Below are 12,761 nucleotides of genomic sequence, written 5' to 3'. Positions count from 1 at the left end.
ACTTAACCCATTTCAAGAAGTGAGTGGCCATTCTGATCAATAATACCTTGCTCAATACCTACTTTTCGGAAGGCTTCGAGAATTCGATCCAAATGATCATCAGTATGTGTTGCCATATAACTGGTACGAACCAGTGACTGACCGCGTGGTACTCCGGGAGGAACCACAGCGTTAACATAAACACCAGCCTCGAACAGGCCTTTCCAAAACTTAAAGCAATCCATCATTTCACCGATTACTACCGGAATAATCGGAGTTTGACTGCTCCATACGTTAAAGCCCATATCGCGAAGTGATTCCCGCATATAATTGGAAATCTCATCCAGTCGCTCCAGGCGCCACGTTTCTTCTTTTAAAATTTCAAGTGCTTTTAGAACGGTTGCAACGTTGGCGGGTGGCATTGATGCACTAAAAATATGTGCAGGTGAATTGTGTCGGATATATTCAATCACTTCATGGTCACCAACCAGAAATCCACCGAGCGAAGCAAATGATTTTGAAAAAGTTCCGCTAATCAAATCAACGTCGTCCATCAAATCAAACGTAGATGCAGAACCACGGCCGCCCTCACCAATCACACCGATAGCGTGAGCATCATCGAGATACAAACGAGCATCATGTTTTTTCTTCAGTCGTACAAGTTCAGGAACATTGGCAATGGTTCCTGACATCGAGAAAACACCGTCGCTCACAATAATTTTCCCGGCATCTTCATCAGCACGGTCCATCAACATCTCCAGCTGCTCCATATCGTTGTGCTGGAAACGCATCGTTTTGGCATTCGAAACAAGTGTGCCTGTTACAATACACGCATGATTATCTTTGTCAGAAAAAATCACATCCTTCCGACCTGCAATTGTCTGTATTGCGCCTTCATTCGTTTGATATCCTGTGCTAAACAACACACAGGAATCCTTACGCATAAACTCTGCTAATTTCTCTTCAAGCTCGATGTGCAAATCAAGCGTACCATTCAAATATCGTGAACCCGTACAACCTGTTCCGTAAACTTTTAAAACTTCGGTAGCAGCCTCAATAACTCGGGGATCATTTGTCAATCCCAGATAGTTATTAGAGCCGGCCATAATAACTTCGCGACCGTCAATCTGAACCGTTGTACCGTCGGTAGCTTGGAGGGGCTTAAAGTAGGGATAAAGACCCTCAGATTTTATTTCCTCGGCTTTGGTAAAATCGTAAGCCTTGGCAAAAATATCGTTTGGTTTTACATCTGATTTAGAATCAGCCATTCGTTCCATTTTTCGGCTTTTAAAAAAGTGCTTATCGTTGCAAATATACTTCCATATTAACCGTCAATCAAATTATCAATAAGATAATATTAATTGGGTTGCCTTGGAGTATATCTGTTGATTATAGTTTGAAAAAAGTTAATATACTGCTGCGCTACGTGCTTCCAGCTGAATTGCTCTTGCACATAACTACGCGTTTGCTTCGAAAATTGTTCCAAATTATTAGAAAGAATACTATTTACTGTTTCCACAAACTGATCGGCATCACGGGTTGGTACCCGGTATCCGTTCTCACCTTGGGTAATTACATCCTTAATCCCTTCGAGATCAGCAGCTACCGCAGGTGTCCGTGCCATATTAGCTTCGAGGAGTACAATGCCAAACCCTTCCATATCGCCTTCTACCGGAATGTTGGGCATCACAAAAAGGTCTGCGGCTGCATAAGCCTGGCTCAACACTTCATCAGGTTGTCGTCCCAATAGAAAGATACGGTCTTCACATTCTGATTGGTCAGCTGCCTCATCAATATTGTCAAACTCCGGGCCATCCCCTACCGTTACATAAACAATGTTATCACCCAACTTGGGCATTACTTCGCGTATAAACCACTCATGTCCCTTGCGTTTAACTTTCCGTCCAACCGTAAGAAGCATAAACTTATTTTCCAGCGGTATACGAAAGTTCTGCTGCAATCGATTTCGGGATTCGTTTTTATCTGGAAAATCATTTAGCTTTTTAAAATCAAATCCGTTCGGCAATGCCACGCCTTTTTCCGGATCCATTCCCCGCTTGATACATTCTTCGCGCGTTGCCCGCGAAACAGAAATAACTCCATCAAGGTTTTCAAAAATCTTGGGTACAAACCACTGATAAATTTTAACTGGCAGGGTGACATCACGACCGTGATTAATCGTAATCATCGGTACTGAAACTTTATCCCGTATAAAATAAGCCAAACTTGCTGTAACCATCGATGAAAATACGACTACATCAGCATCATGCTCACGAACTTTATGGGGTAGCTCAAACAGGTTTCTAAAAAGAAACCCGGCCGTTTGTAAAGCTATTTTACCCTCCTCAGAAACATTTATCGTTTCGGGAATAACTTCCACATCATCTTTACGCTTGAGTTCATTTATCAACTGCTGACTTACCCGCTGCATGCCACCTACATTTTCGAGGATTTCCCCTTCCGGTGGATGTGTATGAGAGACGTATAAAATTCGCACGTTAAAAAAAGATTAAACTAAAATTTGAGGGCGGGACGAGGTTCGTTAAGCGCTTCCCGGTAATTCTCCAACAACTTATTATTTACATTTTCCCAAGAGTAAGCTAACGCTTTTTGGCGTGCTGCTTTGCTCATCTGATCCCAAAGCTCTTCATCAGTTGCAAGATCAGCCACACGTTCCGCAAATCCCTGCGTATCGCGGGGAGCAGCTAAAAATCCGTTTACCCCTGATTCTACCAATGACCGGCTCCCCGTAGCATCGGCCACAACGCATGGAAGTCCACTTGACATTGCTTCGAGCGTTACATTTCCAAAGGTTTCCGTCTCGGATGGGAATAGAAATACATCGCTGCTGGCATAGGCCCGACTCAATTCATCTCCCGTAATAAAACCGGTGAAATGTGCTTCGGACAACATGTGCTCGAGCTCTTTCTTGGCGGGACCGTCACCTACGATCATCGCTCTAATATTCGAATGATCTTGCTGTAAGCGCTTCACCGTATCAACAAAAGTCTGGAGATTTTTTTCCCACACCAATCGAGAGACAAAAGTTACAACTTTATCATCATCGTCAAACCCAGCTGATCGGCGCCATTCCATATCCCGAAAATCGGGATTAAACTGATCAGTATTTACACCACGCGCCCAAATTCGAATACCCTCATCAATACCTTCTTCGTTAAGTTCATTAGCCATTGAAGGAGATGGCACATAAATATGCTTGCACTGGCTGTAAAACCAGCCGATATATTTCCAGCCCAACATTTCCAGCATATCCAAATTATAATACTTCAAATAACTGGTAAAATGAGTATGATACGAGGCTACAAGCTGTATATTGTTGGCCTGGCCCCACCGCATGGCACGGAATCCCAATACATCGGGCGTAGCCAAATGAATGAGTGTAGGATCAAATTCTCGAAGCCGTCGCTGAGCTCTTTCGGGAAACCCAACGGTAATACGATATTCTGATCGCCCGGGAACCGGAACAGAGGGAACGGGCACAAATTCTCCTTCATGATCAATAGCCGGCTCATCGACGGTAGGGCCAAATACAATTACCGGGATGCCTTTCTCTTCCAAAAATCCAACCAGCCTATTCAGAGTCAACGAAACACCATCCTGAATATGGTTGTAATTCCCGGTAAAAATGGCAACTCTAAGTTCTTTCATAAATTTTCCAATACATCTTTGATATTTGTATCTTTACAATCGTTTAAACTTGAGATGTTTTGACAATCACAGTTTAATTTAGCCCCCAAATATACAAAATTTGATGAAAGCCTTCGTAACCGGCGGCACAGGTTTTATTGGAAGTCATCTGGCCGATACTTTAATCAATTCTGACGACTATTCTGAGGTACTATGCCTCATTCGCAATAATGAAAAATGGCTTAAGGACAAGGATTTTGCCCGCGTGCACGGAGACCTGGATGACCTGCCTGTGCTTAAAAAAGCAGTTAAAGATGTAGATGTTATTTTTCATATTGCCGGACGCGTAAAAGCACCTACCTATGAGGAGCTCAAACGTGCTAATGTAGATGCAACCGAAAACCTCCTACGTATTGCCCAAAAAGAAGGCGTTCCTAAAATAGTGGTACTATCATCATTAGCTGCGGCCGGTCCCAGTGAAGACGAACCCGTTACCGAAGACAAACCCATGAATCCCATTAGTAACTATGGGAGGTCCAAAAAAGAAATGGAGGAAGTCATTCACGAGGTATCAAATGGAAACACCTCTATCACTATTTTACGTCCGCCCGCAGTTTACGGCCCGCGCGAAGATCAAATCTATAGCTTCTTTAAGATGGTCAACAATCGAATTTGTCCTATCATCGGTGACGGTGAGCATCCCAGAATTTCGATGATCTACGTGGGAGATGTCATTAATGGGATTTTAAAAGCGGTGGATCAAACCGCCAAAGGGGTGCATACGTATTTCATATCAGGACCGGAAATTTACACCTGGAATCAAATTCGCGGAACTACCTCTAAGGTATTAGGTAAAAAAGCGTTACCCATTTACGTAAAACCCAAACTTGTCAAAACCATTGCGGGTACAGTGGAAAAAGCTGCATCATTTTTTGGAATGTATCCCGTTCTTAACAGGGAAAAAGCAAAGGAATTAATATTAGAATGGACGTGCTCCCATGAAAAAGCACACCGCGAACTCGGTTATACCCCGCAATACTCGCTTGGTGAAGGGATTTCACGTACCATCCATTGGTATCAAAAACATCACTGGCTATAAATTTATGAAGAACAAACTATTTACTTTTTTTATCGGCTTACTGTTTTGCATTGCGCTAAATGTACAGGCACAACCGACCTTGCAAAAAGATTTTTCATATGTTTTAGAAGTTCCATCAACTATGACGGTCGGCAGTTCCGCTGCCCATGTTTATATTCTGTCTGATACCGAAGGTATGGCTGTATTTCGTACCCAGCAGGATACCTTGCAGTGGCTCTACTCATCCACCGGCATGGAACAGCGGGGTAATACTATGACGGCTGATATCCGATTCGCATACCTTTGGGGCGACAGCCGGCGACTTACAGTTTTGGAACCCACTTCCGTATTGGGCGTTTATTCCTCTACCCTATTGCCCGCCAATCCGCGGGACGCTAAACGGATTGACAATAATTTATATGTTGCTCTTGGTGATAAGGGCTTGGGAAAGCTTTCGCTGCGTACGCCTGCCGCAGTTGATTCTACAATGGATTATGTGGAGCGTTCTCGCTTGAGTCGAGAAAATATTGTTGATCTCGAAGCCTCCAACGATCAGCTTTTTGCTCTTGCAACCAGACAAAAGCTCTATCATTTTGACTATGAAGACGGGCAATTATCGCTGGCAAAAGAGCTGGAGCTCTCCGAAGATGTAAGTAAAATATTTTTGATTGATAATACTGTTTACGGCTCGGACAACAATGGTAATATATACGAGCTCGACAGCTCCGGCAACACCTCAAAACTCGGTAGCATTGACGAACCTATAGTTAAGTTAGAATCATGGAAAAACTGGCTCATTATCCAGGGAAACTCTAACAGGGTGTGGACCTCATACCAAAATAGAAGTCCCGATCTGTGGAAAGAAGACAAAGATGCCGGAAATTACTTTACGGTAACAAAGGATGACCTATGGATTTCGGAGTATAATAAGCTTAGCCGGATTATAACGTCGACACCCGGTAGTTCTGATAATGACGGCAATTCCGAATTAACTCAAAACTATTCCGGTGAGCTTTCACTAAAAGATATTTCCAACCAGGCAGTTCCACATACAAAACCACTTTTGTTTCCCATCAGATTTGAGCAGGATGTTCCGGCCAATGCAGTTCAGATTTCTTATCAATCTGATGACATCACACATGGCGAAATACGTGGACAGAGTTTTTACTGGCAACCCACGGCTGATGATGTTGGGAACCATCGCGTTAAAATTATCGCCTCAACAAACAGTGGTAAAACGGACAGCACCAGTGTTAATATTGAAGTTACATCATTTAATTCACCGCCACGTTTTGCGCCTATACGATCGATAAGTATTCCAATCAATGAAGAATTTTCGTTACCCATTAAAGCAACCGATCCGGACGGAAGCGACAGCGAGCTGATTCGGTACTTAGGCGTAGACTTACCCGAGGGGGCTTCAATTGACGAGAAAACGGGCGAATTTACATGGTCGCCTACTCCGCGCCAAATAGGTAAAAATGAATTCCGGGTAATTGCAACTGATCAGTATGGGTCAGCAAAATCAATCGACATTACTATTAATGTTGTTGAGAATCCCCGCAGCGGAGAAGCCGACAATTAGTACAGATCATTTTAACTTTTAGGAAGTAACAAACTATTGGAAAAGGGTACATTTCAAAACCTCTTGTTGGATTGGTACGATCAAAACAAGCGTGAGATGCCTTGGCGCGACTGTGGTAATCCCTACAAAATATGGGTCTCTGAAATTATGCTACAACAGACCCGTGTGGATCAGGCTACTCCCTATTTCAATCGTTTTATGAATCGCTTTCCCACAGTACAAGATTTGGCTAAAGCCGATCAGCAGGAAGTGCTAAAAGTATGGGAGGGACTCGGCTATTACAGCCGTGCTCGACACCTGCATGCTGCGGCAAAGCTCGTAGTTGATGAGTTCGATGGCAACGTTCCCGATAACTGGGATGACATTACTGAACTTAAAGGCGTGGGCCCCTACACTGCATCGGCCGTGCTTAGTATCGCTTATCAAAAAAAGCATGCTGTTGTTGACGGCAACGTGATTCGGGTACTTAGTCGCTATCTGGGAATTGAGGATAATGTTCGAAGTACATCTACAAAAAACACCATACAGGATGCTGCGGATGAGCTTATTTCAGAAAAACGTCCCGGGGATTTTAATCAGGCAGTAATGGAACTGGGTGCAACAATTTGTACGCCCTCTAACCCCACCTGTGAGGAGTGTCCCATACAAGCGAATTGTGTAGCTTACAAAACTGCAAAAACTGAAGAAATACCTTATAAGTCATCCGCCAAAAAACGTCCGCACCATCATATTGGCGTAGGCATTGTGATGAATAAAGATGAAGAAGTTCTCATTGCCCTACGCCCTGACGATGAGATGCTGGGCGGCATGTGGGAATTCCCGGGCGGAAAGCAGGAAGAGGACGAAGAGATGGAAAACACCGTTAAACGCGAGCTTAAGGAAGAGTTAGATATTGCTGTTTCAATTTCGAAACCGTTTATGAAGCTCGACCATGCGTATTCTCATTTTAAAATTACACTGCATGCTTATTTATGTGAGTTGGTGGATGGAACACCCAAACCGAAATCAAGCCAAGAAATCCGCTGGATTGCTATCGACGAACTCAAAGATTATCCATTTCCGAAAGCTAACCGTAAACTTACCGAAAAGCTGATGAATTTGGATAAAGGTCAGCAGGAGCTGAAAATATAATTGTCATGTCATCTTGAATTCATTTCAAGATCTGTCATTTATTGTTCCAGATGCAGAAACAAAGCCTGTCCCGCTACATCGGGGTTCATCATGACACTAACTTCAATAAGTTAAATGCCACCAGAGCTTCAAAAACGATCACCCGACGAGATTAAAAAACTAAAACCCTTTCTGGATGCATGGGTAGAAAAAATCGAACGGACCGAGTATATCGATGATGATCCCATCCTATTTATGCATGCTTTTAATCAAAAGGAAGACCAGCTTTTAGCCGGTTTTTTTGCAGCAACCATGGCCTGGGGACGCCGTGATATCGTTATTCGAAAAGTGCGTGACTTTCTGAATCGAATGGATAATCGTCCCACCGACTTTATTGTCAACTTTTCTGACCGTGATGCTGAGCGTTTCGAGGGATTCAAACACCGAACCTTCAAGCCTATCGATATGAAGTGGCTGGTAAAAATTCTGCAAACCATCCTATCGCAGTACGGCTCTTTTGAGGATTTTTGGGCGTCATGCCATAAAAACGCTTCCGAAAATGAGCGTCCATTGATGTCCGTATTCCATGAACAGTTCTTTGCCCAACATCCCGAAGCACCACAGCGTACGCGAAAACATGTATCAAATGCCGATAAAAAAAGCTCATGCAAGCGGCTTTATCTTTTTCTCCGGTGGGCATTGCGCAATAACAGTCCTGTTGATTTAGGGCTAATGAATTTTATGCCGCAATCGGAACTCATGATTCCACTTGATGTGCACGTAGCACGCCAGGCCCGAGCGCTGGGATTACTCTCCAGAACATATAACGACTGGTGGGCAGTGCAAGAACTTACCGAAGCACTTCGACTGTTAGATCCCCAAGATCCTGCCAAATACGATTATGCGTTGTTTGGATTGGGGATAAACCAAGATGAAATCCCTGAAAAGTTTATCAAGAATCCGATAGTGCTGGATTAAACTTTCTCCTCCCTCTCGAATTTATTAATATTTAAAAACCATTAATTATTAAACAGACGCTACTTATTTATCCCAAAATATCATCAACATGAGATGTGCGAAAATCACTGTTACGACCCTCCTATTTTTTGTCCTGTTAACTACCGCAACTGTTACACAAGGTCAAACTACCTATGAAGATGATTCGGGCTTTTTTACTCCGGTGGTAGAATCTTTGTATCTGCGGGGCGGTATTTTTGAAGATACGCAACTTATTGGTCCGGCCATTGGGTATCGATTTAACAACAGATATGATCTGAGCCTGCATTCCGAATTATTAAACACTGAATCAAATATTCTAATGGATGCGTCCACAATACAACTTTCTATTCTCAACCTTGGCCTCACAGCGGGACAAACCAGTTATTGGAAAAACGGAGTGCTATTACGCAATGAAATATCTATGTATCAGGCCATTAATCTCAATTTAGAAGGATATGAAGCACCGCAAGATCCTTCTCTGACATCCGCTTTAGGAGTATCATCACTGTATAAACCACTAAGCATATCAAAAGCTATCACCTTCTTCCCAAATATTGGCGCACTGATAGGAATTGGAAGTTATCGACCTCCAGTATATTCATCAGCAAATTTACGGCAGGGATTTGATGGCTTTGTCGCCGGTCCGCAGTTGGGATTAGATACGAAATTTAATATCGGCGAATCGTTTTCTATTACAGCCAAGCCTCAATATCGACTGCGGTATAATTTTACCCACGAGCATTCAACAGGTACGCTCACTTTCAATGTATTATTTAACTTTTAGGGATGAACAACGGTCCTAAATAATAAGGATTAATTTATAATGAAGAACTTGCATGCCTTTACCTTATTACTTTTTCTAATAATCATTCCAATCTTTACTTATGCACAAGAACAAGACCAAAACGAAAGATATTTTAAAATAGGTCTCGCGCAATCGTATCAGCCTACATTTGAAATTAATAACAATTCATTTTCGAATACCACTTCAACTGCATTTAAACTCCTCATTCATGAGCCCGATATTGCACCTGTTGAGCTGGGAATGTTTATCACAACGGGGCGAAACAGCACCATAGATTACTCTTATGGCATTAGCCCCGCCTATTTTATGTACAAAGGAAAATCTCACTGGTTTAAAACCGGCGTAGAATTAGGGCGTTTTAAATTGGGCAGGTATCAAAATGATGTTGTTTTGGGAGCAACACTGGAAGAGGAATATCAAGAGGCATTACAACCTTATCTGGAATGGGATTGGCAAATCTCCAATTATATTTCTCTTATTTCTAAAGCCGGGTACCGATTTATCTCAAGTCATACAAGAACCGTTACTGAAATTACGGATCGGTGGGAGAATGGATCAGTACGGTCATATCATGCCAAAGGGAAAAATCACTTTTATGGTGCAGGCTTTGAGTTCTCAGTTGGTATAAATATTACTGTTTACTAAAACTACTACAAAGTGGTAGAAATGATCTATAATTTTTCTTTGTTATAGGTATGTACATTTACAAAAGAATCCTTATATTTCGCGTCCGAGAATTGAAAGCAAAACAATTTATATTATATGGTTGGAGTTAAAGTAAAAGATAACGAGAGCATTGATCGAGCCGTTAACCGGTTCAAAAAACTGGTTGCACGTTCACGTATTCTCAACGAATACAAAGAGAATCAACAGTATACCAAGCCTTCGAAAGAACGTCGCGAGGCTTTGAAGAAAAGTATCCGTGAACAACGCCGACGAGAGCGCAACCAGTACTAAAAATATATTGCGATCTTGAAAAGCTCTTTAGCTTATGCTAAAGAGCTTTTTTTATCGCTGATGAAATATTGGTAACCCCACTGGTTTTCAGATCATTATTACTCTCTACGACATTCGATTGGGGAATAATTGCATGACCAAACCCCAATTTATTGATCTCTGTCAGCCGATGATCAATTTTATTTACCGTACGCACTTCTCCTCCCAATCCCACCTCACCTAAAAATGCGACTTTATTAGAAATCGGTTTATCCAAAAAGCTGGATACCAGTGCCATGGTCACTCCTAAATCAGCGGCCGGATCATTCACTTTCAGTCCACCCGCTATATTCAGATACACATCCTGCCCTGAAAACTGATAGCCGCCCCGCTTTTCTAACACCGCAAGCAATAACGACAAGCGACGATAGTCAAAACCCGTAGCCGTGCGCTGCGGCGTTCCATAGTTACTGGGCGTTACCAATGCCTGTACTTCCACCAAAAGCGGACGAGAACCCTCAATCGAGCAAATAACAGCATTACCACTCACCTTGCTGTTATACTCCGAAAGAAACAGCTGGGATGGATTTAGTACATCTTCCAAGCCCGATTCCTTCATTTCAAAGACTCCCACCTCCTGCGCCGGACCGAATCGGTTTTTAATACTACGCAACATCCGGTAGTTATAATTGCTGTCACCTTCGAACTGAAGCACGGTATCAACCATGTGCTCCAGCACGCGCGGACCAGCAATAGTTCCCTCCTTCGTTACATGACCAATCACCAGCGTGGTGATATCCTGCTTTTTAGCCAGCTGCTGCAACAGCGCAGCACACTCCTTGACCTGTTGTATACTGCCTGCCATACTCGTCAGCTCGGTACGATAAACTGTCTGAATAGAATCAACAACTAATAGGTCCGGATCCAGTTTTTGTGCTTCTTTAAGCACTTTATTGATATCGGTTTCAGTATAGATATAGAAATTATCTGAACTGACGCCCAATCGCTTTGCGCGCTGTTTTATTTGTCCCGCCGACTCCTCTCCTGCACAGTAGAGTATCTCTAAATCGGGTCGTGCTTTTCCAATCTGTAGCGTGAGCGTGCTTTTCCCAATGCCGGGATCACCACCAATCAGCACAAAAGATCCGGAGACAAACCCACCGCCCAACACGCGATCAAACTCTTGGATATTGCTCAAAAACCGCTCTTGGGAATCCATATCAATATCGTCGAGCTTTTGCGGCGGCTGAGAATCCTCAATTCCATCAACTTTGCCTTTATGCTCTTTTTCGGACTTCGTCTTTCGCTCCACCGTAAATTCCTTAAACGTATGCCACGCGCCGCAGTTGGGACAGTTCCCCAACCACTTAGTCGAAGTGTGTCCACAGTCCCCACAAACATATTGTATCCGATCTTTAGGCATAAATAATGCTTTATTTTAGGATGGTAAATCGCTTTCAATCTTTTCTTTGGCCGCCTCATCACTCAGCGTATCTACCATGGAACGGTTGATGTACCAAGTTGTCGCCATCATTCCCAAACCGATACTGATATAATAACTGATAACCCGCCAGGCAAAAACGGCTAATCCAATAAAGGCCTTACGATCCATAAGCGGTCCTTGGAAAATGGCGAACAATCCCTCAACACCACCACTGCCTCCCGGAGTCGGCATAATAAGGAAGGCAAGATTCATTGCCAGGCTACGCAGAACCGATAAGATAACATCAGCAGGCAATAAACTCAGCACTACAATAGTCGGCAGGGCAATCCTGCACAACCACGACATGGTGGAGAGAAAGAATGCCTTGAGCAGAAAGCTTTTGGGTTTCTTACGGAGTTCGTGGGCGTACTCAACAAGGTTATCAATCTCACCGGCAACAGTATCTTTCCAACGACGTAAAAATGGAAGCTTTAATAACCAGTGTACAACCTTGCGAATTGCATTGGGATTTTTGAGCACGCCGTAGGCCATCAAACCGGCATAACTTAATAAACCAATATATAGCAACATCATTGAAGCATGGCCAATAAATCCGGTATTACTGGGAACTACCTCGAAGAAAATTCCCGAAATCAATAAAATAGGCACAGCCAAAGCGAACCAAAGCTGATCAAGGAGCAGGCTAAAAAGCATGATAGCCGTAGATTGTCCGAAATTGAATCCCTCTTTTGTCATTGCATAAGTGGCCATGGGCGCTCCACCTACAACCGACGGTGTAATCGAAGACGTAAAATCCCAACTCAGCATTACTCTGAACGATCCCATCCAGTCAAGCACTTTTTCCGATAGATACCTGATCTTTGCAGCTGAAAACCCCAATCGCATGAAAGAGACAACAATTGCAATAATAAGTCCGGGCAGCCTCTTTGCCTTAAGGTGAGTTAACACTCCGGGCGTATAAGTGAGCCAAATGACAAATGCCATGGTTGCTACACTAAGCCCAATAGAAATAAAGAGATATTTTTTAGAAAAATACCGGTTTGGATCCTCTTGTATGTGCTCTTCTTTATTAGACAAAAAAAGTAGTTCTACAGTAGAATTAAGTATCTATTTCTATCTCTGGGGACGTGCTATAAATCAACGAAAACACGTGATCTACTCCACAAAACGAATTTAG

Annotated in this window: 12 protein-coding genes; 7 read left to right on the top strand and 5 right to left on the bottom strand. The window is 43.0% G+C overall.

All coding sequences use genetic code 11. The features are described from left to right. Positions 1 to 2 precede the first annotated feature (2 nt). The 3 genes from CK503_RS12010 to CK503_RS12000 form a co-directional block, all read right to left on the bottom strand. Positions 3 to 1,247: an aminotransferase class I/II-fold pyridoxal phosphate-dependent enzyme gene (locus CK503_RS12010; RefSeq protein ID WP_095607129.1), complete on the bottom strand. Its 1,245-nt coding sequence runs from the start codon at positions 1,245 to 1,247 to the stop codon at positions 3 to 5. Between the two features lie 89 nt (positions 1,248 to 1,336). Beyond that, positions 1,337 to 2,476 carry a glycosyltransferase family 4 protein gene (locus CK503_RS12005; RefSeq protein WP_255233411.1) on the bottom strand — a complete coding sequence of 380 codons (1,140 nt, stop codon included), beginning with the start codon at positions 2,474 to 2,476 and terminating at the stop codon, positions 1,337 to 1,339. A 17-nt stretch (positions 2,477 to 2,493) separates the two neighbouring features. Further along, a complete protein-coding gene (locus tag CK503_RS12000; RefSeq protein ID WP_095607062.1) occupies positions 2,494 to 3,648 on the bottom strand; it encodes a glycosyltransferase family 4 protein in 1,155 nt (384 codons plus the stop codon). 103 nt (positions 3,649 to 3,751) lie between these two features. Between CK503_RS12000 and CK503_RS11995 the strand changes: the two genes are divergently transcribed. The 7 genes from CK503_RS11995 (at position 3,752) to rpsU (ending at position 10,161) form a co-directional block, all read left to right on the top strand. Continuing rightward, on the top strand, positions 3,752 to 4,726 hold the full coding sequence (locus CK503_RS11995) for an NAD-dependent epimerase/dehydratase family protein (RefSeq protein WP_095607061.1): 975 nt from the start codon (positions 3,752 to 3,754) through the stop codon (positions 4,724 to 4,726). A 4-nt stretch (positions 4,727 to 4,730) separates the two neighbouring features. Next, positions 4,731 to 6,290, top strand: coding sequence for an Ig domain-containing protein (locus CK503_RS11990; protein WP_176466306.1), 1,560 nt, complete (start codon positions 4,731 to 4,733; stop codon positions 6,288 to 6,290). 36 nt (positions 6,291 to 6,326) lie between these two features. Further along, entirely contained in the window at positions 6,327 to 7,421 is a 1,095-nt protein-coding gene (mutY, locus tag CK503_RS11985) for an A/G-specific adenine glycosylase (protein WP_255233410.1), read from the top strand. A 114-nt stretch (positions 7,422 to 7,535) separates the two neighbouring features. Beyond that, complete coding sequence (locus tag CK503_RS11980) at positions 7,536 to 8,378, top strand: TIGR02757 family protein (protein WP_095607059.1); 843 nt, start codon at positions 7,536 to 7,538, stop codon at positions 8,376 to 8,378. Between the two features lie 88 nt (positions 8,379 to 8,466). Then, the gene (locus tag CK503_RS11975) at positions 8,467 to 9,183 is read left to right on the top strand and encodes a hypothetical protein (RefSeq protein WP_095607058.1); all 717 of its coding nucleotides are present in this window, start codon (positions 8,467 to 8,469) and stop codon (positions 9,181 to 9,183) included. A 39-nt stretch (positions 9,184 to 9,222) separates the two neighbouring features. Further along, positions 9,223 to 9,849 (top strand): hypothetical protein, encoded by a 627-nt coding sequence (locus tag CK503_RS11970; RefSeq protein WP_095607057.1) that lies wholly within the window; start codon positions 9,223 to 9,225, stop codon positions 9,847 to 9,849. A 117-nt stretch (positions 9,850 to 9,966) separates the two neighbouring features. Continuing rightward, on the top strand, positions 9,967 to 10,161 hold the full coding sequence (gene rpsU / locus CK503_RS11965; protein ID WP_095607056.1) for a 30S ribosomal protein S21: 195 nt from the start codon (positions 9,967 to 9,969) through the stop codon (positions 10,159 to 10,161). Between the two features lie 37 nt (positions 10,162 to 10,198). On the opposite strand, the gene radA is transcribed toward rpsU, so the two are convergent. Then, positions 10,199 to 11,563 carry a DNA repair protein RadA gene (gene radA / locus CK503_RS11960; RefSeq protein WP_095607055.1) on the bottom strand — a complete coding sequence of 455 codons (1,365 nt, stop codon included), beginning with the start codon at positions 11,561 to 11,563 and terminating at the stop codon, positions 10,199 to 10,201. A 15-nt stretch (positions 11,564 to 11,578) separates the two neighbouring features. Beyond that, positions 11,579 to 12,661, bottom strand: coding sequence for a lysylphosphatidylglycerol synthase transmembrane domain-containing protein (locus CK503_RS11955; protein WP_255233409.1), 1,083 nt, complete (start codon positions 12,659 to 12,661; stop codon positions 11,579 to 11,581). Positions 12,662 to 12,761: the final 100 nt, after the last annotated feature.

The sequence above is a fragment of the Fodinibius salipaludis genome, from assembly GCF_002287075.1.
GTDB classification, from domain to species: domain Bacteria; phylum Bacteroidota; class Rhodothermia; order Balneolales; family Balneolaceae; genus Fodinibius; species Fodinibius salipaludis.
Note: the sequence above shows the minus strand (reverse complement) of the source record. Positions and strands in the feature narration are given on the sequence as shown.

Bases quoted from the DNA above. Each gene is read 5' to 3' on its own strand.
- CK503_RS11980 (WP_095607059.1), top strand. From the start codon at position 7,536: ATGCCACCAGAGCTTCAAAAACGATCACCCGACGAGATTAAAAAACTA.
- CK503_RS11995 (WP_095607061.1), top strand. From the start codon at position 3,752: ATGAAAGCCTTCGTAACCGGCGGCACAGGTTTTATTGGAAGTCATCTG.
- CK503_RS12010 (WP_095607129.1), bottom strand. From the start codon at position 1,247: ATGGCTGATTCTAAATCAGATGTAAAACCAAACGATATTTTTGCCAAG.
- CK503_RS11990 (WP_176466306.1), top strand. From the start codon at position 4,731: ATGAAGAACAAACTATTTACTTTTTTTATCGGCTTACTGTTTTGCATT.
- CK503_RS12000 (WP_095607062.1), bottom strand. From the start codon at position 3,648: ATGAAAGAACTTAGAGTTGCCATTTTTACCGGGAATTACAACCATATT.
- CK503_RS11970 (WP_095607057.1), top strand. From the start codon at position 9,223: ATGAAGAACTTGCATGCCTTTACCTTATTACTTTTTCTAATAATCATT.
- radA (WP_095607055.1), bottom strand. From the start codon at position 11,563: ATGCCTAAAGATCGGATACAATATGTTTGTGGGGACTGTGGACACACT.
- rpsU (WP_095607056.1), top strand. From the start codon at position 9,967: ATGGTTGGAGTTAAAGTAAAAGATAACGAGAGCATTGATCGAGCCGTT.
- CK503_RS11975 (WP_095607058.1), top strand. From the start codon at position 8,467: ATGAGATGTGCGAAAATCACTGTTACGACCCTCCTATTTTTTGTCCTG.